Origin of the sequence: Glycomyces terrestris (assembly GCF_003933745.1) — a bacterium.
Classification (GTDB): domain Bacteria; phylum Actinomycetota; class Actinomycetes; order Mycobacteriales; family Micromonosporaceae; genus Glycomyces; species Glycomyces terrestris.
This window is the reverse complement of sequence record NZ_RSEB01000001.1, coordinates 253,422-277,724: the sequence shown is the minus strand read 5'-3', so window position 1 is coordinate 277,724 and position 24,303 is coordinate 253,422. Positions and strand designations below refer to the sequence as shown.

At 71.9% G+C, this 24,303-nt stretch carries 22 protein-coding genes; 15 read left to right on the top strand and 7 right to left on the bottom strand.

Annotated elements, in window-relative coordinates; all coding sequences use genetic code 11:
* Positions 1-51 precede the first annotated feature (51 nt).
* Together EIW28_RS01290 and EIW28_RS01285 are read right to left on the bottom strand one after the other, a co-directional pair.
* Positions 52-492 carry a universal stress protein gene (locus EIW28_RS01290; protein ID WP_125245915.1) on the bottom strand — a complete coding sequence of 147 codons (441 nt, stop codon included), beginning with the start codon at positions 490-492 and terminating at the stop codon, positions 52-54.
* Positions 493-600: 108 nt separating this feature from the next.
* Complete coding sequence (locus EIW28_RS01285; protein ID WP_125245914.1) at positions 601-1,017, bottom strand: pyridoxamine 5'-phosphate oxidase family protein; 417 nt, start codon at positions 1,015-1,017, stop codon at positions 601-603.
* Positions 1,018-1,229: 212 nt separating this feature from the next.
* Here EIW28_RS01285 and EIW28_RS01280 point away from each other — a divergent pair, with 212 nt between their 5' ends.
* Positions 1,230-1,673 (top strand): universal stress protein, encoded by a 444-nt coding sequence (locus tag EIW28_RS01280; RefSeq protein ID WP_197717011.1) that lies wholly within the window; start codon positions 1,230-1,232, stop codon positions 1,671-1,673.
* 66 nt (positions 1,674-1,739) lie between these two features.
* Here the strand turns inward: EIW28_RS01280 and EIW28_RS01275 are convergent, their stop codons facing one another.
* The gene (locus tag EIW28_RS01275) at positions 1,740-4,484 is read right to left on the bottom strand and encodes a cation-transporting P-type ATPase (protein WP_125245913.1); all 2,745 of its coding nucleotides are present in this window, start codon (positions 4,482-4,484) and stop codon (positions 1,740-1,742) included.
* 238 nt (positions 4,485-4,722) lie between these two features.
* A complete protein-coding gene (locus EIW28_RS01270) occupies positions 4,723-7,101 on the bottom strand; it encodes a phosphoketolase family protein (RefSeq protein WP_125245912.1) in 2,379 nt (792 codons plus the stop codon).
* 145 nt (positions 7,102-7,246) lie between these two features.
* On the opposite strand from EIW28_RS01270, the gene EIW28_RS01265 reads away from it, so the two are divergent.
* The gene (locus EIW28_RS01265) at positions 7,247-8,479 is read left to right on the top strand and encodes a GAF domain-containing sensor histidine kinase (protein WP_125245911.1); all 1,233 of its coding nucleotides are present in this window, start codon (positions 7,247-7,249) and stop codon (positions 8,477-8,479) included.
* A gap of 39 nt (positions 8,480-8,518) precedes the next feature.
* Here the strand turns inward: EIW28_RS01265 and EIW28_RS01260 are convergent, their stop codons facing one another.
* Positions 8,519-9,160 carry a response regulator gene (locus EIW28_RS01260; RefSeq protein ID WP_125245910.1) on the bottom strand — a complete coding sequence of 214 codons (642 nt, stop codon included), beginning with the start codon at positions 9,158-9,160 and terminating at the stop codon, positions 8,519-8,521.
* Between the two features lie 195 nt (positions 9,161-9,355).
* On the opposite strand from EIW28_RS01260, the gene EIW28_RS01255 reads away from it, so the two are divergent.
* From EIW28_RS01255 to EIW28_RS01240, 4 genes are all read left to right on the top strand, one after another.
* Positions 9,356-12,040, top strand: a complete 2,685-nt coding sequence (locus tag EIW28_RS01255) for a bifunctional acetate--CoA ligase family protein/GNAT family N-acetyltransferase (RefSeq protein ID WP_125245909.1) — start codon at positions 9,356-9,358, stop codon at positions 12,038-12,040.
* A 144-nt stretch (positions 12,041-12,184) separates the two neighbouring features.
* Complete coding sequence (gene ppdK, locus EIW28_RS01250; RefSeq protein WP_125245908.1) at positions 12,185-14,887, top strand: pyruvate, phosphate dikinase; 2,703 nt, start codon at positions 12,185-12,187, stop codon at positions 14,885-14,887.
* A 120-nt stretch (positions 14,888-15,007) separates the two neighbouring features.
* Positions 15,008-15,514, top strand: coding sequence for a flavodoxin family protein (locus EIW28_RS01245; RefSeq protein WP_125245907.1), 507 nt, complete (start codon positions 15,008-15,010; stop codon positions 15,512-15,514).
* Between the two features lie 137 nt (positions 15,515-15,651).
* Positions 15,652-15,948 (top strand): SHOCT domain-containing protein, encoded by a 297-nt coding sequence (locus EIW28_RS01240; protein ID WP_197717010.1) that lies wholly within the window; start codon positions 15,652-15,654, stop codon positions 15,946-15,948.
* 29 nt (positions 15,949-15,977) lie between these two features.
* Here EIW28_RS01240 and EIW28_RS01235 read toward each other — a convergent pair whose 3' ends face one another.
* Both EIW28_RS01235 and EIW28_RS01230 read right to left on the bottom strand, forming a co-directional pair.
* Positions 15,978-16,415, bottom strand: coding sequence for a universal stress protein (locus tag EIW28_RS01235; protein WP_125245906.1), 438 nt, complete (start codon positions 16,413-16,415; stop codon positions 15,978-15,980).
* Positions 16,412-16,852, bottom strand: a complete 441-nt coding sequence (locus EIW28_RS01230) for a universal stress protein (protein ID WP_232013759.1) — start codon at positions 16,850-16,852, stop codon at positions 16,412-16,414. The genes EIW28_RS01235 and EIW28_RS01230 overlap by 4 nt, the downstream gene beginning before the upstream one ends.
* A gap of 280 nt (positions 16,853-17,132) precedes the next feature.
* On the opposite strand from EIW28_RS01230, the gene EIW28_RS01225 reads away from it, so the two are divergent.
* From EIW28_RS01225 to EIW28_RS01185, 9 genes are all read left to right on the top strand, one after another.
* Entirely contained in the window at positions 17,133-18,236 is a 1,104-nt protein-coding gene (locus EIW28_RS01225; protein ID WP_125245904.1) for an NAD(P)/FAD-dependent oxidoreductase, read from the top strand.
* A gap of 300 nt (positions 18,237-18,536) precedes the next feature.
* Positions 18,537-18,998: a universal stress protein gene (locus EIW28_RS01220; protein ID WP_125245903.1), complete on the top strand. Its 462-nt coding sequence runs from the start codon at positions 18,537-18,539 to the stop codon at positions 18,996-18,998.
* Positions 18,999-19,279: 281 nt separating this feature from the next.
* Entirely contained in the window at positions 19,280-20,020 is a 741-nt protein-coding gene (locus EIW28_RS01215; RefSeq protein WP_125245902.1) for an SDR family NAD(P)-dependent oxidoreductase, read from the top strand.
* Positions 19,998-20,453 (top strand): universal stress protein, encoded by a 456-nt coding sequence (locus EIW28_RS01210; RefSeq protein ID WP_125245901.1) that lies wholly within the window; start codon positions 19,998-20,000, stop codon positions 20,451-20,453. Before EIW28_RS01215 ends, EIW28_RS01210 begins: the two co-directional genes overlap by 23 nt.
* 250 nt (positions 20,454-20,703) lie before the next feature.
* On the top strand, positions 20,704-21,141 hold the full coding sequence (locus EIW28_RS01205; protein ID WP_197717009.1) for a universal stress protein: 438 nt from the start codon (positions 20,704-20,706) through the stop codon (positions 21,139-21,141).
* 374 nt (positions 21,142-21,515) lie between these two features.
* Positions 21,516-21,983: a GbsR/MarR family transcriptional regulator gene (locus tag EIW28_RS01200; protein WP_125245899.1), complete on the top strand. Its 468-nt coding sequence runs from the start codon at positions 21,516-21,518 to the stop codon at positions 21,981-21,983.
* Between the two features lie 5 nt (positions 21,984-21,988).
* Positions 21,989-22,858 (top strand): ABC transporter ATP-binding protein, encoded by an 870-nt coding sequence (locus tag EIW28_RS01195; protein ID WP_125245898.1) that lies wholly within the window; start codon positions 21,989-21,991, stop codon positions 22,856-22,858.
* On the top strand, positions 22,855-23,568 hold the full coding sequence (locus EIW28_RS01190) for a fluoroquinolone export ABC transporter permease subunit (protein WP_125245897.1): 714 nt from the start codon (positions 22,855-22,857) through the stop codon (positions 23,566-23,568). The genes EIW28_RS01195 and EIW28_RS01190 overlap by 4 nt, the downstream gene beginning before the upstream one ends.
* Position 23,569: 1 nt before the next feature.
* The gene (locus EIW28_RS01185; RefSeq protein ID WP_125245896.1) at positions 23,570-24,301 is read left to right on the top strand and encodes an ABC transporter permease; all 732 of its coding nucleotides are present in this window, start codon (positions 23,570-23,572) and stop codon (positions 24,299-24,301) included.
* Positions 24,302-24,303 lie beyond the last annotated feature (2 nt).

Genomic DNA, 24,303 nt, shown 5'->3' with positions numbered 1-24,303 from the left:
AGATGCGGGCGAGCGAGTCGGCGCTGCCGTCCTCGCGTCCGCGTCCGATCCTCATTCGACGCCGCGGAAGACCAGGACGGGGCAGCGTGCGTGGGTGGCGCAGTACTGGCCGACCGACCCGATGACCGCGCCGACGAACCCGCCGTGACCGCGGGAGCCGACCACGAGCAGCTCCGCCCCGGCCGCTTCCTTCAAGAGGACCTTCGCCGGGTGGCCTTCTTTGACCTTGCGTTCCACGTGCACCCGGGGGAAGGCCGCGGCGGCCTCCTCTACGACCTGCGTGAGGCTGCGCCGGGCCCGGTCGGCGAACTCCGCGGCGGGCAGCACCATCGCCGCGGTCCCGTAGTTCATCGGGATCTCCCACGCCTGGACCGCCGTCACCGGCAGGCCGGCGGCGTCGGCGTGGCGCAGTGCCCACTCCAGGGCCCGCCGCGACGATTTCGATCCGTCGACGCCGACGACGATGCCGTGCCCCTGTTCGCGGTTCGACATGTCCCGCTCCTTCCTCTCGGACTCCAGTCTCGCCAGCGCGGCGGTCGCGGATCAGGGCCGAAGGTCCCCGGTTCCGAGGGCGGTGGTCACGAGCGGGAGCGGCGGGCGTCAGTGCCCGATGGTGAGGCGCAGGCCGGTCACCTGGTGCGGGCGGATGGCGATGACGGCGTCGTGGGGGCGGTCGATCCACGAGGGGACCTGCCTGCCCAGCTGCGCTGCGCGGGGATGGCCGGTGATGTCGGTAGCGGTGCCGCGGACCAGGACGCTCCAGCCGGTGTGGCTGTGGGCTTCGATCTCGTCGGTCTCGTATGCCACAGGCAGGTCCGGCCGTGCCCGGACGGCTTGGGCGAATGCCGAATCGTGCGAGGTGTGCACGATGATGTCGCCCTCGACCACGACGTGGTTGAGCGGTCGGATGACCGGGAGGCCGTCGACGATGAACGCGACGCGTCCGAACTCGGCGTGGGTCAGATACCCCTTGGCCACCTCCGGCCGCAGTTCGACCGGTTTGCGCTCGTGTTCCATGTTGGCCTCCGTTTGCCCGGGCCGGTGTGCGGCGGCCGCGGCGCGACCGCCGGCCGGGTCTTGCGCTCCTGGCACTCCTGGCGCTCCTGGCTCGAGCGTAACGGCGCCGCCGGTCTTGCAGTGATGACTGCGGGCACCTGCTGTCGGGACTTTCGGCTCTGCTGCGGCCGCGGCATCGCGAGCAGACTCGAGCGCAAGAGAAGGGAACGGCCATGACCGACATGAACGAATCACGGCACCGCATCATCGTGGGCGTCGACGGATCGGCGTCGTCCGCCAGGGCGCTGGCGTGGGCGCTGGACTACGCCGAGGAGCTGCATCTGGCCGTCACGGCGGTGCACGCCTGGCAGTACCCGTACGCGTACGGGTCGGGGGCCACGATCATCGCGGCGTCCGACTTCGGTGCCGAGGCTCGGCGCACGCTTGACGCGGCGGTGGAGAAGCTGGCGGCCGAGCACCCGTCGGTGCCGGTGGAGCGGTGCGTCGCCGAGGGCCACCCCGCTCGGGTGCTGATCGACCGGTCCGAGGGCGCCGACATGCTCGTCGTCGGCAGCCGCGGCCACGGTGCGTTCGTGGGGGCGCTGATCGGCTCGGTGAGCCAGTACTGCGTGAGTCATGCCCGCTGCCCGGTGCTGGTCGTCCGCGACGCCGACTGACCTGAGCCGGCGAGCGAAGTGGAGGAGGCGGCCGCGTTCGCGTGGCCGCCCCCTTCGTCGTGCAGCTCAGCGCCGGCGGGCGGGGTTCGTTGCCGCACCCATGGTCAGTCGCTTCTCGAGGGCTACGACGAGGCTGGTCGCCGCGGCGATCGCGAGGATGCGCAGCCACACGTCGGCGCCGATGGGGGCGGTGTCGAACACCGTGTTCATCGCCGGCGTGTAGGTGAGGGCGAGTTGCCCAGCCGCTTGCACGGCGACGCCGAGGAGGATCCAGGGGTTGGTGAAGGCGCCGATCCGCCACGCCGACCCGGTCAGGGTGCGGCAGCTGAACAGGTAGCACGCCTGGACGGTGACGAAGACGTTCACCGCGGCGGTGCGGGCCTGGGCGAGGTCGGCGCCGTGGGCGAGCTCCCAGTCGAACAGCCACCATGCTCCGGCGACGAGCAGCACCGACACCAGTGCGGTCCGGAGTATGAGCGCCCGGGTGAACAGCGGTTGTCCCGGCTTTCGCGGTCGCCTGGTCATGATGCCGGGTTCTTTGGGCTCGAAGGCGAGCATCAGTCCGAGGGCGACCGCGGTCGTCATGTTGATCCACAGGATCTGGCCGGGCAGGATCGGCAGGGCGGCGCCGAACATGATGGCCGCCAGGATCACCAGCCCTTCGCCGAGGTTCGTGGGCAGGGTCCAGGTGATGAACTTGGTGAGGTTGTCGAAGACGCCGCGGCCTTCTTCGACGGCGGCCTCGATCGTGGCGAAGTCGTCGTCGGTGAGGACCATGTCGGCGGCTTCCTTGGCGACGTCGGTGCCGCCGGCTCCCATGGCGACGCCGATGCCGGCTTGGCGGAGCGCGGGGGCGTCGTTGACGCCGTCGCCGGTCATCGCGACGACGTGCCCGCGCGACTGGAGTGCGGCGACGAGCCGCAGCTTCTGCTCGGGGGAGACGCGCGCGAACACGCTGGTGCGCTGCGCGGCTTCGGGGAGCTCGTCGTCGGGGAGGGCGGCGAGGTCGGCGCCGGTCATGACCGCGTCGGCGTTGCGGGAATCGAGCAGTCCCACGTCGCGTGCGATCGCGGTGGCGGTGGCCGCGTGGTCGCCGGTGATCATCTTGACCGCGATGCCGGCGGTCCGGCAGGCGGCGACGGCTGCGGCCGCGGCGGTGCGGGGCGGGTCGAGCATGGCCTGGAGGCCGGTGAGGACGAGTCCGCTGCCGAGGGCGTCGTCGTCGAGGCGCTCGACGCTTTGCGATCCGTTGCCGTGGGGGCGCAGAGCGGTGGCGAGGACGCGGAGTCCCTGGTCGGCCAGTTCCGCGGCGGCGCCGGTCACGGTGCGGCTGTCGAGCGGCCGGGTGGTGCCGTCGGCGTCCATCTGCAGGGAGCAGCGCTCCAGCAGCCGTTCGAGGGCGCCCTTGACGAGGACGACGGTGGCGCCGTCGCGGTCGTCGCGGTGGAGGGTGGCCATGAACTGGCGCTCGGAGTTGAAGGTGAGGGTCGCCTGCCGCGGCCATCGCGCCCGGAGTGCGTCCGTCTCCAGTCCCGCCTTCGCGGCGGCCACGATCATCGCCCCTTCGGTCGGGTCGCCGGCCACGTCCCAGGTGCCGTCATGGGAGGTGAGGCTCGCGTCGTTGCAGAGGGTGCCGGTGAGCAGGGTCCAGTGCAGCGCGTGGTCGCGGTCGGTGCCGGCCACCGCGCCCGCGGCGTCGCGAACGGTGCCCTCGGGGGAGTAGCCGGCGCCGGTGACGGCGTACCAGGCTCGGGGCGTCCAGACCGCTTGCACGGTCATCTGGTTCTGCGTGAGCGTGCCGGTCTTGTCGGTGCAGATCACGGTGGTGCTGCCGAGCGTCTCGACCGTCGGCAGGTGCCTGATGACGGCGCGGCGGCGCGCCATCCTGGCTACGCCGATGGCGAGGGTGACCGTCACGGCGGCGGGCAGCCCTTCGGGGATCGCGCCGACGGCGAGGGCGATCGCCGCGGTGAACATCGCGACGGCGTCGTGGCCCCGGAGCAGCCCGACGGCGAACGTGACCGCGGCCAGCGCCAGGATGCCGACGGTCAGCATCCGGCTGAACCCGGCGAGTTTCTCCGTCAGCGGCGTGGCCAGCGTCTCGGCGGCGCCGATGAGCCGGTGGATCGCGCCCAGCTCGGTGTCGGTGCCGGTGGCGCAGACGAGGCCGGTGGCGGACCCGGCCGTGACGAGGGTGCCCGAGTAGGCCATGTTGCGCCGGTCGGCCACCGGCAGGTCCGCGGGCAGGGCCTCGACGTGCTTGCCGACGGGTTCGGACTCCCCGGTGAGGGCCGATTCGTCGATGCGGAGGGCGGTCGCGTGCGTCAGCCGCAGGTCTGCGGGGACCTTGTCGCCCGCCTCGAGTTTCACGAGGTCGCCGGGGACGAGCGCTGCGGAGGGCACGGTGCGTTCGCGGCCGTCGCGGACGACCCTGGCCTCGGTGCGGACCATCGATCGCAGTCCGGCCAGTTCGGCTTCGGCCTTGGACTCCTGGACGAGGCCGATGACCGCGTTGATCAGCACGACGCCGAGGATCACGGAGGAGTCGACGTACTCCCCGAGTGCGGCGGTGACGGCGCCGGCGGCGAGCAGGACGTAGATGAGCGGATTGTGGATCTGCCGTGCGATGCGCACCGGCAGGCTGGTGTGTGCGGCGGTGGGGAGGCTGTTGGGGCCGGTGCGTGCGAGGCGGGCGGCGGCTTCGGCTGTGGACAGTCCGGTGCCGGGGTCGCTCGCGAGGAGGGCTGGTAGGTCGCCTGTGGTCGCACTGTGGAAGTGGCGGGGCGCGCCCGTGTCGACTGCGGCGGTCACCGCCCGTCTCCTCTCGGGCCGGGGTGTGCTGCGCGATCGGTGGAATCCGGTCGCCGTGCTCGGCCGCCGGTCGCGGCTGGTCGGTGTTCGCTCATGTGGCCAGCTTGGCGGAGCGGGGGGCGGTGCAGCAGGGGACGATGGTCCCGAGGAGGGCCGCGTTCGTCCCCGCGTCCCGATCCTTTGCGGCGCAACGCGACGGGGGCGGACCCGGTTGGGTCCGCCCCCGTCGCGCGCCGGGCTACAGGCTCAGCGGCCGCCCGGGGCGCCAGTCGGCGACCGCGGGGTGGTCGGTGCCGTGGGCGCGGGTGTACTCGCGGCAGACCCGGCGGGCGTCCCACATCTCCTGGCGCAGTCCGGCGGCGTTCTGGCCGAGGCCGGGGACGCGGTCGATGACGTCGATGACGAGGGTGAACCGGTCGAGGTCGTTGAGCATGACCATGTCGAACGGGGTGGTGGTGGTGCCCTCCTCCTTGTAGCCGCGCACGTGGAGGTGCTCGTGTCCGGCGCGGCGGTAGGTGAGCCGGTGGATGAGCCACGGGTAGCCGTGGAAGGCGAAGATGACCGGCTTGTCGGTGGTGAACAGCGCGTCGTACTGCCGGTCGGGCAGGCCGTGCGGGTGCTCGGTGTCGGGCTGGAGCCGCATGAGGTCGACGATGTTGACGACCCGCACCTTCAGGTGCGGGAGGTGGCGTCGCAGCAGGTCGGCGGCGGCGACGGTCTCCAGGGTGGGGACGTCGCCGGCGCAGGCGAGGACCACGTCCGGTTCGGTGCCGCCGTTGGTGGAGGCCCACTCCCAGATGCCCAGGCCCCGTTCGCAGTGGCGCACGGCCTCGTCCATGGTCAGCCACGAGGGTGCGGGTTGCTTGCCGGCGACGACGACGTTGACGTACTGGCGGCTGCGCAGGCAGTGGTCCATGGTGGACAGGAGGGTGTTGGCGTCCGGCGGCAGGTAGACGCGGACGACTTCGGCCTTCTTGTTGACGACGTGGTCGATGAACCCGGGGTCCTGGTGGGAGAACCCGTTGTGGTCCTGGCGCCACACGTGGCTCGACAGCAGGTAGTTCAGCGAGGCGATCGGGCGCCGCCACGGGATGCCGTTGGTGGTCTTGAGCCACTTGGCGTGCTGGTTGAACATGGAGTCGACCAGGTGGATGAACGCCTCGTAGCTGGTGAACAGGCCGTGGCGCCCGGTGAGGAGGTAGCCCTCGAGCCAGCCCTGGCACAGGTGCTCGGAGAGGACCTCCATGACCCGGCCGTCGGGGCCGAGGTGGTCGTCGCCGGGTTCGACGCGGGCGCTCCAGGCCCGGTCGGTGACCTCGAAGGCGGCGCCGAGCCGGTTGGAGGCGACCTCGTCGGGGCCGAAGAGGCGGAACCGGTCGGGGTTGGCGGCGATGACGTCGCGGACCCACTCGCCGAGCACCCGGGTGGCCTCGGTGTCGGTGCCGCCGGGCCGGGGGACCTCGACGGCGTAGTCGCGGAAGTCCGGCAGGACCAGGTCGCGCAGGAGGATGCCGCCGTTGGCGTGCGGGTTGGCGCTCATGCGGCGGTCCCCGCGCGGCGCGGCGGCCCGCAGTTCGCCGATGGGGGCGCCGGTGGCGTCGAAGAGGTCCTCGGGCCGGTAGGAGCGCAGCCAGGACTCCAGGGCCGCGAGCTGGGCCGGGTCGTCGCGGACGGCGCCGAGCGGGACCTGATGGGAGCGCCAGGTGCCCTCGACGGGCTTGCCGTCGAGTTCGCGCGGGCCGGTCCACCCCTTGGGGGTGCGCAGCACGATCATCGGCCAGCGCGGCCGTTCGACCGTCCCGCCCGAGCGCGCCTCCTGCTGGATCGATCGGATCGCCGCGAGGGCGGTGTCGAGGGCGGCCGCGAGCTCCTGGTGGACGGTGTCGGGGTCGTCGCCTTCGACCAGGTGCGGGTCGTATCCGAAGCCGCGCATCATCGACAGGAGGTCCTGGCGCGGGATGCGGTCGAGGACGGTCGGGTTGGCGATCTTGTACCCGTTGAGGTTGAGGATCGGCAGGACCGCGCCGTCGCGGGCGGGGTTGAGGAACACGTTCGACAGCCACGAGGCGGCCAGGGGCCCGGTCTCGGCTTCGCCGTCGCCGATGACGCAGGCGACGAGGAGGTCGGGGTTGTCGAAGGCGGCGCCGTAGGCGTGCATGAGGGAGTAGCCGAGTTCGCCGCCTTCGTGGATGGACCCGGGGACCTCGGGGGCGGCGTGGGAGGGGACGCCGCCGGGGAAGGAGAACTGGCGGAACAGGCGGGCCATGCCGGCCTCGTCGCGCCCGACCGAGGGGTGGTGCTCGGAGTAGGTGCCCTCCAGCCAGGTGTTGGCGAGCATGGCCGGGCCGCCGTGTCCGGGGCCGGCCATGTAGATCGCGTCGAGGCCGTGCTCGGTGATGAGGCGGTTGAGGTGCGCGTAGACGAGGTTGAGGGCGGGGCTGGTGCCCCAGTGTCCGAGCAGGCGCGCCTTGACGTGCTCGGCGCGCAGCGGTTCGCGCAGGAGCGGGTTGTCGAGCAGGTAGATCTGCCCGACGGTGAGGTAGTTGGCGGCCCGCCAGTAGGCGTCGATCTGGCGCAGTCGCGCCTCGGTCAGCGGCTGCGGAAGCGTCTTGTCCATCAGTGGCCCCTCGGGGTGGTCGGTGGTCGGTGCGCTTCCAGCCTCGCGGCTGCACCTGGCGCCGGGCAGGGACGGAGGTCCTCAATGCGGAGGTCCAAAGACGGCCGTCCCTTGCGGCCGGGGCGGAGGTCGATACGATCAGGTCATGGACCCCGTCTCGCCGCCGCACCAGGGAGATCCGCAGTTGCGGAAGCTGCCGATCGACGACCTGCTAGGCGAGCTGTCGTCGCGCATCGACGAGATCGTGCTGGGCCGTGAACGGCTGCGGGCGCTGCTCGACGCGGTGATCAGCATCGGATCCGACCTGGAGCTCGCGGCGATCCTCGACCGCATCGTGGCCGCCGCGTGCACGCTGGTGGACGCGCGGTACGGCGCCCTCGGCGTCCTGGACGACTCGGGGGGCCTGGCGGACTTCCGCACCCACGGCCTCACCGAGGAGGAGATCGTCGCCCTCGGCGACCCGCCCACGGGCCGCGGCATCCTCGGGCACATCATCGAGGTCCCCGAGCCGCTGCGGCTCGCCGACCTCTCCCGGCATCCGGCCTCCGTCGGTTTCCCTCCCGGTCACCCTCCGATGCGGACGTTCCTGGGCGTGCCCGTGAAGGTGGGGGAGAAGGCCTGGGGGAACCTGTATCTGACCGACAAGCGCGGCGGCGGGATGTTCACCGACGACGACGAGGACATCATCAAGGCGCTCGCCGCCGCCGCGGGCGTCGCGATCGACAACGCCCGGCTGTACGGGCAGCTGGCCGCCTCGCAGGCCGAGCGCGAGCGCCTGGTGGTCTTCCGCGACCGCGACCGGATCGGTCGCGACCTGCACGACCTGGTCATCCAGCGGCTCTTCGCCACCGGCCTCCAACTCCAGTCCATAGTGCACCTGGTGGACGCCCCTGAGGCCGCGACGCGGATCCACTCGGCGGTCGACGAGATCGACGGGGCCATCTCCGACCTGCGCGCGGCGATCTACAGCCTGCACACCGACACGGCCCAGGCGTTCTCGCAGACCGTCCGCGGCCTGTGCGGGGTGGTGCGCCACCACCTCGGCTTCGCCCCGCAGGTGGAGTTCGCCGGGCCGGTCGACGACGCGGTGCCCGAGCTGGTCCGCATCGAGGTGCTCGCCATGCTGCGCGAGGCCCTGTCCAACGCCGCCCGCCACGCCCATGCACGGCAGGTGCTGGTGACGATCGCGGTCGAGGCCGGCGCGCTCCGCATCCGGGTCGCCGACGACGGGATCGGCATCCCGCCGCAGGCACCGCGCCGCGGGCTGGCCAACCTCGCTTCGCGGGCCGCGGCGCTCGGCGGCGAGTTCACCGTCAACCCGGCCGAACCCTCCGGCACCGAGCTGCGCTGGTCGATCCCGCTCCCGCCCCCGAATTGACGTCCGTGGCCGACCCGGTTCGGCGTTCCGGGGTGCCGGTCAGGTGAAGAGCCGGGACGCCAGCACCGCCGCCTGCGTGCGCCGCTCCAGACCGAGTTTGCCCAGGACGCGGGTCACGTAGTTCTTCACCGTCTTCTCCGCCAAGTGCATCCGCTCGGCGATCTGGCGGTTCGTCAATCCCTCGCCGATGAGTTCGAGGATGCGCTGCTCCTGCTCGGAGAGCACGTCCAGCTCCGGGGCGGTGGGCGGCCCCGTGCGCAGCCGCTCGAGCACCGCCCCGGTCATCCGCGCGTCCAGCAGCGACCCGCCCGCAGCGAGGGTGCGCACGCCGTCGACGAGGTCGTTGCCGCGCACCTGCTTGAGCAGGAACCCCGCCGCCCCCGCCTCGATCGCCGCGAACAGCGTCGCGTCGTCCTCGTACGACGTCAGGATGACCACGGCGACGTCCGGGTCGGTCTCCTTGATCCTGCGGCACACCTCGACACCGCTGCCGTCGGGGAGCTGCGCGTCCAGCACCGCCACGTCGGGGCGGGCCGCGGGATAGCGCCGGACGGCCTCCGCCACGTCCGCAGCCTCGCCGACCACCTCGATATCGCCGTCGCGTTCCAGCAGTTCGCACAGTCCCCGCCTGACCACCTCATGGTCGTCGAGCAGGAACACTCTGATCGGTTCTCCGTCCATGGATCAAGTATCAGCGATCCGCAGGACCGGACCATCCCCCCGAGGTCCGTCCCGCAAGGGACCTAGGGCCCTTCGGCGCGCCCGAGGACCAAGGTCCCCGCGCCGCCCCACGTTCGCCTCTGGAAGTGGGGCCGCCGCTGACCCGATGCTCGAGTCGGGGCGGACCGACCGCTCGCGAACCCTGAGGAGCCAGGCATGCACCTCCGCCAGCCCGCGCCAGTCGACGCCCTCGACGCCGACGGCCGCATCGTCCGCATCCGCCCGATCGCACCGCTCGACCTCCCCTCGCTCATCGCCATGCACGAAGCCTGCCCGACCGCCGACCTGCGCTACCGCTTCTTCGGCACCGGCCGGGGCGTCCTCGCCATCGAAGCGCGCCGGCTCGCCGGCCTCAACGACTCCGGCCGCGGCATCGCGCTGGCGGTCGAGGACGAGGGCGCCCTGCTCGCGGTCGCCTCGTTCGCATGCGCGCCCGACCAGGCCGACCGCGCCGAGTTCGGCGTGCTGGTCGCCGAGTCCCACCAGCACCGCGGCCTGGGCACGCTCCTGCTGGAGCACCTCGCCCTCGCCGCGGCCGCCGGCGGCGTGAAACAGCTGACCGGGCAGGTGCTCGGCGGCAACTACAGGATGCTGCGCCTGGCCCGCCGTCTCGCTCCGGGGGTGGCGATGCCATACGCGGACGGCGTGGTCGACGTCGTGCTCACCGCCGATCTCGACGGCGCCTTCGCCGATGACGTCGCCGAGCGCGAACGGGCCGCCGAGCGCCTGTCGCTGCGGCCCCTGCTCGACCCGGCCTCGATCGCGGTCGCCGGCGCGAGCCGCACCGGCACCGGCGTCGGGGCCGAGATGCTGCGCTCGATCATCAAGGGCGGTTTCAACGGTCCGATCATCCCCGTCCACCCCGGCGCCGCCGAACTGGAGGGCCTGCCCGCGGTCCGGTCGCTGACCGAACGCTCCGAGCCGGTCGACCTGGTCGTCATCGCGGTCCCCGCCGCGGCCGTCACCGGGGTGCTGCGGGACGCCGGCGCGGCCGGAGCCCGGGCGGCCGTGGTCGTCTCGGCGGGATTCGCCGAGACCGGCGACGCCGCGGCGCAGGAGGAGCTCGTGCGCATCGCACGCGCGCACGACATGCGCGTGGTCGGACCCAACTGCCTAGGGATCGTCAACACCGACACCGCCGTGCGGCTCCAGGCGAGCTTCGCCGCCGAACCACCCTCTGCGGGCGGCCTAGCCCTCGCCTCGCAGTCCGGTGCGGTCGGGATCGCCGCGCTCGCCCACGCCTCCCGCACCGGGCCGGGTGTGCACGCCTTCGTCTCCCTGGGCAACAAGGCCGACGTGTCCGGCAACGACCTGCTCGCCTACTGGTACGACGACCCGGCCTGCAAGGCCGTCGCCCTCTACCTCGAGTCCTTCGGCAACCCCCGCAAGTTCGCCCGCCTGGCCCGCGCCGTCGCACGCCGCAAGCCGGTACTCGCCGTCAAAGGCGGCCGCTCCGAGCCCGGCCGCCGGGCCGGCCTCTCCCACACCGCCGCTGCGGCCACCTCTGACATCGCCGTCGACTCCCTGTTCGCGCAAGCCGGCGTGATTCGCTGCGACACGCTCGAACAGCTCCTGGACACCGCGCGCGTCCTGGTCGACCAGCCGCTCCCACAAGGAGTGCGCCTCGGCGTGGTCGGCAATGCCGGCGGCGTCGGCGTCCTGGCCGCCGACGCCGCAGCCGCCGCTGGCCTCGACGTCCGGGGCCTCGGCGGCGATGCGCGCGGACGACTCGCCGCGGCCGTCCCCGGCGCGGCGGCCGCCGACAACCCGGTCGACCTCGGCGCCGCCGCCGGCCCCGACGCGTTCGCCGAAGCGATCGCCGCGCTCGGCGCCTCCGGAGAAGTCGACGCCCTCCTCGCGGTGTTCGCCGTGACCGGCGCCAGCGACCTCGAAGGCAACCTCGCCGCGATGTCCGACGCGCTCGACGCACTGCCCGGCCTGCCGGCGGCCGCCGTCGTCATGGGCCTGAACGAGGCTCCGACCACCCTGGGCGCCAGGCGGATCCCCGTGTTCGCCTTCCCCGAGCCGGCCGTCGCCGCACTCGGCCGCGCCGCGGACTACGCGGCCTGGCGGGCCCGCCCGCTCGGCGCGCGCCCCGACCTGCCGTGCATCGACCGCAACGAGGCCCGCGCCCTCGTCGACAGGCTTCTGGAAGCGGGGGAAGGCTGGCAGCGGGCGACCGACGCCGCGGCGATCCTCGCCTGCTACGACATCCAGACGACGCCGGCCGTCCGTGTCTCCTCGAAGAGCGAGGCCGTCGCCGCCGCCCGCGCCTTCGGCTACCCCGTCGCGGCCAAGGCCGACGACCCGCGCCTGGTCCACAAGTCCGACGTCGGCGCTGTCCGGCTCGGCCTGCGCGACGCCCACGCGGTCCGCGTCGCCTTCGCCGAGCTGTCCACCCTGATCCACGACGAGGCGAACGCCTCGGTGCTCGTCCAGCCAATGCTGGACGCGGACGTCGAAGTGGCCGCCGGCATCGTCCACGACCCGTCCTTCGGCTCGCTGGTCGTGGTCGGTCTTGGCGGTACGGCCACCGACGTGATGGACGACAGGCAGTTCCGGACCCTGCCGCTCACGGACGTGGACGCGGAGTCGATGTGGCGCTCCCTGCGGTCCAGACCGCTCCTCGAGGGCCACCGCGGTTCGCGGCCAGTCGACACCGCCGCGCTCGCCGACCTCCTGCTGCGCCTGGGCCGCCTCGCCGAAGACGTCCCGGAGATCGCCGAACTCGACCTCAATCCGATCATGCCCGTGCGATACGGCGTCCAAGCCGTCGACATCAAACTCCGGCTCGCCCGTATCGGAGACGAACCCCACCCGATCGCCCGACGCCTCCGCTGACCGTGCCGAGCCCCGGCTCGACCGAGCCGGGGTCCAGGGCGCGGACCGGAAGTCCCGGAGACGGGTGACGTCCGGCCCCTGTACAGCGAACCGCCTCCGCCGCTCAATGGACGAAGAGGACACCTCACGGAGAAGGACATCGCGATGACCGCAACGACGCACCGGTACGTGTACGCGTTCGCCGAAGGCGACAAGGACCAGAAGGACCTGCTCGGCGGCAAGGGCGCCGGGCTGGCAGAGATGACCAACCTCGGGCTGCCCGTCCCGCCGGGCTTCACCATCACTACCGAGGCGTGCCGGCGCTACCTGGCCACCGGTGACGACCCGCCCGGCCTGGCCGAGGAGGTCGACGCGCACCTGGCCCGCCTGGAGGCCGAGCGCGGCAAGCGCCTCGGCGATCCCGGCGACCCCCTGCTCGTGTCGGTCCGCTCAGGCGCGAAGTTCTCGATGCCGGGCATGATGGACACCGTCCTCGACATCGGCCTGAACGACCGGTCCGTGCGCGGCCTCGCGGCCGCCGGCGGCGAGCGGTTCGCCTGGGACTCCTACCGGCGCCTCATCCAGATGTTCGGGGCCACAGTGCTGGGCGTCGAGGCCGAGGCGTTCCACGCCGCCCTCGAGGAGGCCAAGCGCTGCAACGGCGCCGAGCGCGATCTCGACCTCGACGCGGCCGCTCTGCGCGACCTCGTCGCCGTCTACAAGGGGATCGTGCAGGATGCGACGGGGATCGACTTCCCGCAGGACCCGCGCGAGCAGCTCGACATGGCCGTGCGCGCGGTCTTCGACTCCTGGAACACCGACCGCGCCCGCGTCTACCGGCGCCGGGAGCGCATCCCCGAGCACCTGGGCACCGCCGTCAACGTCATGGCCATGGTCTACGGCAACCTGGGGCCCGACTCGGGCACCGGCGTCGCCTTCACCCGCGACCCCGCCACCGGCGCCCCCGGCGTCTACGGGGACTACCTCGCCGAGGCGCAGGGCGAGGACGTCGTCGCCGGCGTGCGCACCCCCATTCCCCTGGCCGAGCTCGGGCGCACCGACCCCGCCTCCTATGCCGAACTGCGGCGCACGATGGCGATGCTCGAGGAGCGCTACCGGGACCTGTGCGACATCGAGTTCACCATCGAGCACGGGCGCCTGTGGATGCTGCAGACCCGCATCGGCAAGCGCACCGCCGCGGCCGCCTTCCGCATTGCGCTGCAGCTGGTCGACGAGGGCCGCATCAGCGTCGAGGAGGCGCTCGGCCGCGTCACCGGCGACCAGCTCGCGCAGCTGATGTTCCCCCAGTTCGATCCCGAGGCCAAGCCCGAACCGATCGCGTTCGGCGTGCCCGCCTCGCCGGGGGCCGCGGTCGGGGCGGCCGTCTTCGACGCCGCCGCCGCCGAACGCTTCGAGGGCCCCGCGATCCTGGTGCGCCGCGAGACCAGCCCGGACGACCTGGCGGGCATCATCGCCGCCGCCGGCGTCCTGACCAGCCGCGGCGGCAAGACCTCCCACGCCGCCGTCGTCGCTCGCGGCATGGGCAAGACCTGCGTCGTCGGCGCCGACGACCTCCGGATCGACGCCGTGCGCAGGCAGTTCACCGCCCCCGGCGGCGTCCTCGTCCGCGAAGGCGATCCCGTCTCGATCGACGGCGCCACCGGCGCGGTCTACGCCGGCGCCATCCCGGTCGCCCCGCCGCCGGTCGTGGAGTACTTCGAAGGCCGCCTCACCCGCGAGCAGCGCCGGTCCGACCCCGTCGTCCAGGCCGTCGCCCGCATGATGCGCTACGCCGACGAACGCCGCCACCTCGGTGTCCACGCCAACGCCGACACCCCCGAGGACGCCGCCCGCGCGCGTCGCTTCGGCGCCGACGGCATCGGTCTGTGCCGCACCGAGCACATGTTCCTCGGCGAGCGGCGGCGCATCATCGAGCGGCTCGTCACCGCCGGCACCGACCGGGAGCGCGAGGCCGCGCTGGCCGAGCTCTTGCCGCTGCAGCTGGGCGACTTCACCGGCATCTTCGCTGCGATGGACGGGCTCCCGGTCACGATCCGGCTGCTGGACCCGCCCTTGCACGAGTTCCTGCCCGACCTCACCGAGCTGTCGGTCAAGGTCGCCCTGGCCGAGGCCCGCGGCGACGCCGACCCGGCCGACGTCCGCCTGCTCGCGGCCGTGCGCCGCCTCCATGAGCAGAACCCGATGCTCGGGCTGCGCGGTGTCCGCCTCGGCCTGGCCGTGCCGGGCCTGGCGGCCGTGCAGGTCCGCGCGATCGCGATGGCGGCCGCGGCGCGCATCAAGGCCGGCAGCGACCCGCGCCCGGAGATCATGGTGCCGCTGATCGGCGGCGTCGAGGAGTTCGAGCTCATGCGCGCCGAGATCACCCGCGTCCTGGAGGAGACCGCCGCGGAGACCGGCGTGCGGGTCGCCGCCGAGATCGGAACGATGATCGAGCTGCCCCGGGCGGCTCTGACGGCCGGCCGCATCGCCGAGCACGCCGCGTTCTTCTCGTTCGGCACCAACGACCTGACGCAGACGACGTGGGGGTTCTCCCGCGACGACGTCGAGAGCTCCTTCTTCCCCGTCTACCTCGCCAAGGGTGTCTTCGCGGACTCCCCGTTCGAGGTCCTCGACGAGGAGGGCGTCGGGCGCCTGGTGGCGACCGCGGTCGAGCAGGGCCGGGCGGTCAACCGCGACCTGACCGTCGGCGTCTGCGGCGAGCACGGCGGCGACCCCGCCTCGGTCCGGTTCTTCGACCGGGTCGGGCTCGACTACGTCTCCTGCTCGCCTTTCCGCGTTCCCGTCGCCCGCCTCGAGGCGGGCCGGGCCGCCGTGGCGGCGCAGATCGAGGGCAGCGACTCGCGGTAGCGCGAGTCGCGGACCAGAGCACGGGTCCTTTCGGGGATCCGCACGGGGCCCGGTTCCGGCACCAGGACCGGGCCCCGAATCATTCCCGATGCCAGCAAGCACGTCAGAAAGGCGGTCGCCATGCGAGCCGCAGTGATCTACGAATCGATGTTCGGCAACACGAGGGCGGTCGCGAAGGTCGTCGTCGAGGAGCTCGCGAAGTACATGGACGTCGAACTCCACGAGGTGAGCGAGGCGCCCACCGCGATCGACGCGTCCGTCGACCTGGTGGTGGTCGGCGCCCCGACCCACGGGTTCACGCTCAGCCGTCCGCTCTCGCGCAGCGACGCCGCCGGCATCGCACCTGCCGGCCTGGTCTCGACCGGGATCGGCGTCCGCGAATGGCTGGCCGCAGTGGAGACCGCTCCCGGTGTGCAGGCGATCGCCTTCGACACCCGCGTCGACCACCTCCCCGGGTCCGCGGCCCGTGCGGCCACCAGACGGCTGCGCCGGGCCGGGTTCACCATCGTCGCGAGCCCGGCGAGCTTCAGGGTCGAGCGGACCCTCGGCCCGCTCAAGACGGGGGAACTCGACAACGTCCGCTCCTGGGCGTCCGAGCTCGCCGCGGCGGTCGCCCTGCCGAAGTGAGGAGGCTGCACGCCGGGCCCCGGCCCGGCGGCCGCCGCGGGCAGGGACCTTGGTTTGGGACCGCGGTGACGTCGGCCTCTGGGAGCGGCCGGCTGCGAGCGGGAAGCTGAAGGCACGACCTGAAGGAGGCGAGTCCGATGATGAATGGATTCGGTCCCGGCCGCTGCGGCCAGTTCGACGCCATGTCGGGCGGGGACTGGTGGTGGGCCGGTTTCATGATGATCTTCTGGCTGGCGGTCCTCGTCCTGCTGATCTGGGCGGTGGTCCGGCTCGGCAGAGCGATCGGCACCGACCGCGGCGCGGCCGACCCGGCCACCGCCCAGGCGAGTGCGGGCGAGATGCTCGACCGGCGGTACGCCTCCGGCGAGATCGACACCGCGACGTACACCGAGATGCGTGCCAGACTCGAAGGGCGCGAGCCGGACGGCTCCTGAGTGCGGCACCGGCCGGTGCAGGCGCGCTGTCAATCCTCGGTGCGGACGATGACCACGGGGCAGGCGGCGTGGGTGACGCACCGCAGGCTCACCGATCCCAGCAGCGTCCCTTTCAGGCCGCCCTGACCGCGGGAGCCGACCACCAGCAGGTCCGCGTCCCTCGACAGCTCGACCAGCACCTTCGGGGTGTATCCGCCTGGGCAGACCCGGCGCACCTCGAGATCCGTCCTGCCCCCCAGCTCCTGGTCCACTGTGCCGTCCAACGCGCGCTGCCCGGCTTCGGCGAAGTTCTCGCCCGGGACCTGCTCGATCGGAGTGCCGTAGATCGTCGGCACCTGCCATACGTGGACCGCGTCGATCGCGGCGCCGGTGCGCTCGGCGTACCGTATCGCCCAGCGCAGCGCCTTGGTCGACGCCGGTGACCCGTCGATGCCGACGAGGACCCGCTCCTGCTTCTGCCCGCTCATCCGGTGTTCCTCTCCGGGTCCGTTCCCGTCTGGTCGTGGACGACGACCACGGGGCAGGGCGCATGGCGGACGCAGTGCTGACTGACCGAGCCGAGCACGGTGCCGGCGAACCCGCCCAGGCCCCGGTTGCCCACTACGAGCAGGTCCGCTTGCCCGGCCTCGCGCAGCAGGACTTCCGCCGGGTGGCCTTCGACGACGCGCTGTTCGATCTCCACCTGCGGCCGCGCGGCGGAGGCGGGCTCGACGGCCGACCGCAGCGTGTTGCGGGCCTCGGCGTCCCATTGCGCGCCGGGCATCACCATGACGGCGGTGCCGAGATGGCGAGGGATCTGCCAGGCGAGAACCGCGACGACCTTCGCGCCGGTGGCCTCCGCCTGCTCGAGACCCCACCGCAGTGCCCGGCGGGACGACGGCGAACCGTCCACACCCACCACCACGACACCGCCTCGCTGCCTCTGACCCGCCATCGTCCCTCCCGGTCCGACTCTAACCCGGGCACGCGCCGATGAGGTCGAAAGCGGCGCGGCGCCGACCGGACCGTGAAACGGGCCCGGACGGGCCGCTTGCACGCCCGCTCTGCTGCCTGCGCCGATCTGCCCCCGATGGCCTCCCGGCCCGCATACCCTGGGATCCGGGCCCGCGCCCGCAGGCTTCGGTGTACAGGCGTCTTCGCGGGCACCGCCTGAACCGCCTGCCGGCCGGGGCGAAGGAGGAGCAATGAGCGGCTCGACACGAGTGGTGGTCGTCGGCGGAGGATTCGCCGGCCTGGAGACCGCGTTCACGGTTCGCGAGCACCTCGGCGACGGGGTCGACCTCGCACTCGTGGTCAACGGCCCGGACTTCTTGGACCGACCGAACAACCTCTATGTGCCGTTCCGCCGCGATCCGCGCCTGCGGGTCCCGCTGGCCGAGCCGGCAGCCCGGCGAGACATCACCCTGCACCAGTCGCCGCTGGGGGCGACCGACTGCGCCGCCAACCGGATCGAGCTCGCCGACGGGTCCTCGATCCGCTACGACTACCTGGTCCTGGCGACCGGCGCCGCGATGCGGCCCGGCGAGATCCCCGGTTTGGCGGAGCACGCCCACACGGTGTGGACCGAAGACCATGCACGGACGCTCGGCGCGGCCTTGGACCGGCTCGCCGAATCCGCCCGCGCCGGCCGCAGCCAGCGGGCCCTGTTCCTGGTGCCGCCGGGAAACATGTGCTCGGCCCCCCTCTACGACCTTGTGCTCCTGCTCGAGCAGTGGCTGCGCTCTGAACAGGTTCGCGATCGTGTCGACCTCCTGCTGACGACCTGGGAGGACCGGTACCTCGAAGCGTTCGGCCCCGACCTCCACGGCTCAGTCCGCTCGGAGTTCGCCACGCGCGGCATCGAGGGGGTCACCGCGGTCGAGGTCGACACCGTCCATCCGGACCGGGTGGCGTTCACCGACGGGACGTCGCAGCAGTACGACCTCTTGATCACCTTCCCACCGCACGTCGCCGCGTGCGCCTTCGACGGACTGCCCACCGACGCGCGGGGCTTCCTCAAGACCGATCCCGCGACGAGCCGCGTCATGGGCACCGAGAACGTGTTCGCGCCCGGTGACTCCGGTGACTTCCCGGTCAAGCTCGCCTACCTCGCCCTGCGCCAGGCCGACGCCGCGGCGGACGAGATCGCCTGGCGCATCGACCCCAACGCGAGACGCGCACGCCGCGAACTGGATTTCCAGGTCGGTGCCTCCCCGCTGTGGAATCCGGGGCGGGTGTCCGTGCGGGTGTACATGCCGCGGCTGTTCGCCGCGGGCCGCCCGTCCCAATCGGGCATCGGCGGCTGGTAGGAGCCCGGTCGTCACGCCGCGGCCTCGACGTGCGGAGGCAAGCGCCCCGTCATCGAGTGCGGCACCGGTATGGGCGGAGGGTTGCGGCCGCTTCGCCTCGGTGGCTCCTCGCGCGCCACGGGAGAGGACAGTCGGCGCCGTGAACGATGCCTCCAGGAGCCGAACGCCGACTCCCATACGGATGCTGCGGCCTCGGCGCTCTGGATGCCGGGCCCATCGGTCCTCGAATGAGGGGACATTCGGCACTCCCGGTCGGCGCCGGCGTCGGCGAGGCTGGGGACTGGAGGAAGGGAGAGCACGATGTCCGGCCGTTCGCATTCGGACAGCGCGATCATCGTGGGCGTCGACGGATCGGCGCCGTCGCTGGGTGCACTGGACTGGGCGATGCAGTACGCGGCGTTGACGGGAGCGCCGGTGCTGGCAGTGCGTGCGTGGCAGGTCCCGTTCGCCTCGGGCGCCGATGCGACCGCGGTGTCCGCGACCGAGTTCGTGAAGGCGATGGGGCGCGAGCTCGAGCAGGCGGTGCACGAGGCCGCGCTCGAGCATCCCCGGGTGCGCGTCGCCACGCTGCTCACGGAGGGACGGCCCGGGCGCGTGCTCCTCGAACGGTCCGGGCATTCAGCCCTGCTGGTTGTCGGCAACTGCAGGCGCGGCCGCCTCGTCGGGGCGGTCATCGGCTCGGTGACCAGGTACTGCATCACCCACGGGCACGGCCCGGTCGTCGTCGTCCCTGGAAGGCAGCAGTCGAAACCCGCCGCTTGAGTCGGCGGGGCGCCGTGGCGCAGGAGATCCGGATCGCCGCGGGCAGCGCCGGCGTCGTGAGGGAGCGATGGTGCCGGGGGACCCCGATGCCCGGCTCTGAGAGGGACTCGCGCCCCAGTCCGGAGCCTCCCTGCTGAGGGACGGCGGCCTTCTGGGGTCGGTTCAAGGCTGGATGCGGGGGATCGGGCCGAGGCGGCAGGCCACCACCTCTTGCGTTCTGCGCATGCCCCTCAAGAAACGCCGACCAGTGCTTCAATCGGGGTGAAAGGAAGGATGGGACCATGGGCAAGCTGGAGGGGCGGGTCGCCCTCGTGACCGGCGCCGCGAGCGGGATAGGCAAGGCCACGGCCTTCCGTCTCGCCGCGGATGGGGCGAGCGTGGTGGTGACCGATGTGCACGATGAAGCCGGAGCGGAGGTCGCCGACCAGGCCGGACGATCGGTGTACCGGCACCTGGACGTCACCGACGAAGCCGCCTGGCAGGAGGCGGTCGAGGCGGCGGTCGGGCAGTTCGGTGGACTGCACATCCTCGTCAACAACGCCGGTGTCGGAGACCTCGCCTCCATTGAGGAGACGTCTAAGGACGACTACGAACGGACGATCGCAGTCGACCAGACCGGGGTCTTCCTGGGCATGAAGACCGCCAGTGGAGCACTCAAGGCCTCGGGGCACGGTTCGGTGGTCAACATCAGTTCGATCTTCGGCGCCTCCGGCGGGTTCGGGACCTCGCCGGCCTACCATGCGGCGAAGGGCGCGGTGCGGATCTTGACCAAGAACGCCGCCCTGCACTGGGCGACAGAGGGCGTCAGAGTCAATTCAGTCCATCCAGGATTCATCGACACCCCGATGCTGGACGTCGCCAAGGGAACCGAGTTCGAAGCGGCGATGATCGCCGCGACACCCATGGGTCGTCTGGGCAGACCTGAAGAAGTCGCCGCTTGCGTCGCGTTCTTGGCAAGCGACGACGCGGCATTCGTCACCGGATCGGAGCTGTATGTCGATGGCGGCTACCTCGCCCGCTGAACCGAAGGCCACCGTCGTCGGGGTCGACGGTTCGTCGGCGTCGCAGCATGCGCTGGAGTGGGCGGTGAGGCGGTCTGCCGTCACGAACGACCCCGTGATCGCCGTCCGCGCGTGGCAGGCACCGACCGATTACGCCACCGGCGGGTTGCTGGTGCCCGAGGCGGAATGGGAGACCGCCGCGATCGAAGCCATGGCAGCGACTGTCGCCGAGGTTCACGCCGCATACCCGGCGGTGCCCGTGCAACAGCGCGTCGTCAAGGGCGATCCGGCTCAGGTCCTGGTGCAGGAGGCGGCGAACGCCGGACTCCTCGTAGTCGGCAGCCGGTCGCGCGGGGAGTTGAGGAGTGTGCTTCTGGGCTCGGTGAGCTGGAAATGCGTCCACAGCGCACGCTGTCCGGTCCTGGTGATCCGGGACGGCACGCAGACGATCTGAACCCTGGCGGTCTGCGTCATGGGGTGCGTGGCGCGCCGCGCTAGCGATTGCGTTCACCAGCGCTTCGGAAGTGATCGCGGACACCGGGATCGCAATCGATTCTGTGCCCGGATCCAGGCTGAATCGGAAGTCGTGCGGGATCGGGTTCGTCGGTCGGGGCCGGGTGCGGGGTGTCAGGATGGACGATGAGGGTGAATTCGGGAAGGGGGAGTCGGAGTTGAGGCATGAAGCAGGCCCTGAAGGGGGCATCGTGGTGGGTGTCGACGGCTCGCCGTCGTCGATCAGCGCGCTGGGTTGGGCGCTCGATGAGGCTGAGCGGACCGGTGCGGTGGTCCGGGCGGTCACGGCTTGGGAGGTCCCTACGAACTGGGGCAAGCCCGTCCCGGTGTATCCGGGCGACCATCTCGAGGCCGAGGCGGGGGAGCGGCTGGCGCGGATCGTGGGGGAGGCGACGGCGGGGCGGCCGACGCTGCAGGTGACCCAGGCCGTGGTCAAGGGCCATCCCGCCCGTGTGCTGCTCGACCAGGCTCGGCGGGCTGACCTCCTGGTGGTCGGCCAGCGGGGCCTGGGCGGCTTCTCGGGCACGCTGGTCGGGTCGGTGAGCCAGAAGTGCCTGCACCATGCCACCTGCCCGGTCCTGGTCGTCCCTGCCGAGGGCACCGACGATCGCATCATGGCAGGGACCTAGCAGGCCATTCAAGGCGATCGCATTCGCCACCGATGCGGCCCCCGCGGTGGACGGCTCGGGTTCGAACCGCCTTGGGGGACGTTGCGGAGGACGAGCGCCGCAGCGGGCGGGAGGTGGCCTTGGCGCGCACTCGCAGAATCCCCTCGTGGCGAACGGCGGGGCGGTGCGGAGGCCGCGTGAGACCGAACTCGTACGCCAGGCGGTGGCCGCGGCGCGGTCGCTGAAACCGGGTTCGGCGAGGATGCCGCTGAGGTGCGCGTCGACGGTGCCTCCGCAGAGGAGGAGCCGCTGGAGCATCTTCAATATTTTCAATGAATATTGAAAAGTCTGACATTTCCGGGTAGGCTGTGGTGGTCCGAGTGAGAGGAGTCCGCATGAGCGGGGAGCGCACCGCCCGGCACGACTACGCCGATGAGATCGGCGCCTATTTCGAAGGCTTCGGCCTGCCGCGCATACCCGGCCGCATCCTGGGTTGGCTGCTGGTGTGCGAGCCGCCGCATCAGTCGCCCGAGCAGCTCGCCGAGGAGCTGGGCGTCAGCCGCGGCTCGGTGAGCATGGCCATGCGGATGCTCCAGCGCAACAACGCCGTCGAACGGGTCACCGTCCCCGGCTCCCGCCGCACCCACTGGCGGCTGCGGCCCGGCTTCTGGCTCGACGAGGCCGCCGAGAAGGCCAAGCAGGCGCGCGAGTGGATCAAGCAGGCCGAACGCGGCCTGGACGTCCTCGCCGATGCGCCGCCGGAGTCCCGCCGGCGCCTCGAGGAGGCCAAGGAGATGTACACCTTCCTGGCCGAGCAGTACGAGCACATCGAAACCCTCTGGTACGAACAGCGAAAGAAGTGACGGCGATGAGCCCGGTCATCGACATCGACGACCTCACCTTCACCTACCCCAAGGCCGCGGAACCGGCCGTCCGCGGCATCGGCTTCAGCGTCGAGGCCGGCGAGGTCTTCGGCTTCCTCGGACCCTCCGGCGCCGGCAAGTCCACCACCCAGAAGATCCTCACCGGGCTGCTGACCGGCCACGGCGGTTCGGTCGCCGTATGGGGCAAGGAGCCCGCAGCGTGGAAAGCCGAGTACTACCAGCGCATCGGCGTCTCCTTCGAGCTCCCGAACCACTACCTCAAACTCACCGGCCTGGAGAACCTCGAGTTCTTCGCGTCGCTCTACGACGGGCCCACCGAGGACCCCATGGCGCTCCTCGAGCGGGTCGGCCTCGCCGACGCCGCCCACGTGCGCGTCGGCAAGTACTCCAAGGGCATGCAGATGCGCCTGGTCTTCGTCCGCGCCCTGCTGCACCGCCCCGGACTGCTGTTCCTGGACGAGCCGACCTCCGGTATGGACCCCGCGAACGCCCGCATCGTCAAGGACATGGTGAACGAACTGCGGGCCGAAGGCCGCACCGTCTTCCTGACGACCCACGACATGACCACCGCCGACCAGCTGTGCGACCGGGTGGCGTTCATGGTCAAGGGCCGCATCGCGGCCCTGGCCTCCCCCGCCGAGCACAAGCTCTCCCGCAGCCGCCGGACGGTGACCGTCACCTACCGGGCCCTCGGCTCCGACGACCTGGCCGCCAAGGACTTCCCGCTCGACGGCCTGGGCGAGGACGAGGCGTTCCGCTCGCTCCTGCGCGAGGCCGCCGTCGAGTCGGTCCACAGCCAGGAGGCCGACCTGGAAGACGTCTTCATCGACGTCACGGGAAGGAAGCTGCCATGACCGGCGTCCTCGCACAGGCGCTGCGTCTGGACCTGCGCCTGCTGCGCCGCTACGGCCTGCTGTACGCGGCGCTGTTCTCGGCACTGCTGTGGGAGGCGGTCGTGTACCTCATCCCCGGCCCCCTGCGCGCGACCGCAGCGGTCTACATCGTCTTCGAGGACCTCGCCCTGGTCGGATTCTTCTTCATCGCCGGCGCGGTGTTCTTCGAGCGCGGCGAGCGGACGCTGTTCGCACTGCTGACCTCACCGGTGCGGTTCGGGCACTACTACGCCTCGAAGCTGGCCGTCCTCGCAGGACTCAGCCTGGTGCTGTCGCTGATCATCGCGCTCACCTCGGTCCACTTCGCGTTCGAGCCGCTGTCGTTCCTGGCCGGCGTGGTGCTGTGCGCGCTGCTGTTCCTGACCTCGAGCTTCATCTCTGCCACCCCGTTCGGTTCGATCAGCGAGTGGATCATCCCCTCGACCGGGGTCCTCGCGATCCTCAACGTCCCCCTGCTGAACTACTCCGGCCTGTGGGAGCACCCGGTGACCTACCTGATCCCGACGCAGGGAGTGCTCCTGCTCCTGGGCTCTTCGATGGGGCGGGTCGACCTCGAACCCTGGCAGTGGGCGTACGCGCTCGCCTACCCCCTGGCGGCCCTCGCGGTGCTGTGGACGGCCTCCCGCCGGATGTTCCTGCGCCACATCGTGGCCGGGGAAGGAGGCCGCTGACATGGCCGGAGTCGCAGCGGCCTACGGCCGCAACGATGCGCGCAGCATCCGGCGCGACAGCCTGCTGCTGGGCGTGGCCGCCGGACCGTTCATGTACGCGGCGTCGATGTGGTTCCTGCCCGCGTTGACGCGTTACCTCGACCGCGACCACGGCTTCGACCTGGTGCCCTATCACGCGCTCGTCCTCAGCGCCTTCGTCGTCATCGGACCGGTCGCGGTCCTCGGCGCGGTGTGCGGGCTCCTGCTCATCGAGGACAAGGACCAGCGCACGCTCGCGGCCCTGCGCGTCACACCCGCCCCGCCGTCGAGCTACCCGCTGTACCGCGCCGGCACCACCGTCGCGGCCACCGCGCTGTCGCTGACGGCCGCCATGGCGCTGACCGGGCAGATCGAGGCCGAGGTCGTTGCGGCGTCGGTCCCCGTCACCCTCTTGTGCGGACTCAACGCCGCCGCGGTCGGGTTCGGGCTTGCGGCGCTGGCGCACAACAAGGTCGAGGCGCTCGCGCTGATCCGCGCGATCGGCCTGCTCCTGTTCGGACTGCCGCTCGTGCCGTTCTTCTACGACCACCCGGCCCTGATCGCCTTCGGCGCCATCCCCACGTACTGGCCCGCGAAGGCCTTCTGGGAGATCTGGGACGGCGGCAATCCGTGGCCGTACCTCGCCGCCGGGGCACTCTACGCCGGAGGCCTCGCCTGGTGGCTGCTGCGCCGGCTCGCCTCGCAGAAGCACTGAAC

Coding starts and splice junctions, on each gene's coding strand:
- EIW28_RS01290 (WP_125245915.1), bottom strand. CDS start 492: ATGTCGAACCGCGAACAGGGGCACGGCATCGTCGTCGGCGTCGACGGA.
- EIW28_RS01285 (WP_125245914.1), bottom strand. CDS start 1,017: ATGGAACACGAGCGCAAACCGGTCGAACTGCGGCCGGAGGTGGCCAAG.
- EIW28_RS01280 (WP_197717011.1), top strand. CDS start 1,230: ATGACCGACATGAACGAATCACGGCACCGCATCATCGTGGGCGTCGAC.
- EIW28_RS01270 (WP_125245912.1), bottom strand. CDS start 7,101: ATGGACAAGACGCTTCCGCAGCCGCTGACCGAGGCGCGACTGCGCCAG.
- EIW28_RS01265 (WP_125245911.1), top strand. CDS start 7,247: ATGGACCCCGTCTCGCCGCCGCACCAGGGAGATCCGCAGTTGCGGAAG.
- EIW28_RS01260 (WP_125245910.1), bottom strand. CDS start 9,160: ATGGACGGAGAACCGATCAGAGTGTTCCTGCTCGACGACCATGAGGTG.
- EIW28_RS01255 (WP_125245909.1), top strand. CDS start 9,356: ATGCACCTCCGCCAGCCCGCGCCAGTCGACGCCCTCGACGCCGACGGC.
- ppdK (WP_125245908.1), top strand. CDS start 12,185: ATGACCGCAACGACGCACCGGTACGTGTACGCGTTCGCCGAAGGCGAC.
- EIW28_RS01245 (WP_125245907.1), top strand. CDS start 15,008: ATGCGAGCCGCAGTGATCTACGAATCGATGTTCGGCAACACGAGGGCG.
- EIW28_RS01240 (WP_197717010.1), top strand. CDS start 15,652: ATGATGAATGGATTCGGTCCCGGCCGCTGCGGCCAGTTCGACGCCATG.
- EIW28_RS01235 (WP_125245906.1), bottom strand. CDS start 16,415: ATGAGCGGGCAGAAGCAGGAGCGGGTCCTCGTCGGCATCGACGGGTCA.
- EIW28_RS01225 (WP_125245904.1), top strand. CDS start 17,133: ATGAGCGGCTCGACACGAGTGGTGGTCGTCGGCGGAGGATTCGCCGGC.
- EIW28_RS01220 (WP_125245903.1), top strand. CDS start 18,537: ATGTCCGGCCGTTCGCATTCGGACAGCGCGATCATCGTGGGCGTCGAC.
- EIW28_RS01215 (WP_125245902.1), top strand. CDS start 19,280: ATGGGCAAGCTGGAGGGGCGGGTCGCCCTCGTGACCGGCGCCGCGAGC.
- EIW28_RS01210 (WP_125245901.1), top strand. CDS start 19,998: ATGGCGGCTACCTCGCCCGCTGAACCGAAGGCCACCGTCGTCGGGGTC.
- EIW28_RS01200 (WP_125245899.1), top strand. CDS start 21,516: ATGAGCGGGGAGCGCACCGCCCGGCACGACTACGCCGATGAGATCGGC.
- EIW28_RS01195 (WP_125245898.1), top strand. CDS start 21,989: ATGAGCCCGGTCATCGACATCGACGACCTCACCTTCACCTACCCCAAG.
- EIW28_RS01190 (WP_125245897.1), top strand. CDS start 22,855: ATGACCGGCGTCCTCGCACAGGCGCTGCGTCTGGACCTGCGCCTGCTG.
- EIW28_RS01185 (WP_125245896.1), top strand. CDS start 23,570: ATGGCCGGAGTCGCAGCGGCCTACGGCCGCAACGATGCGCGCAGCATC.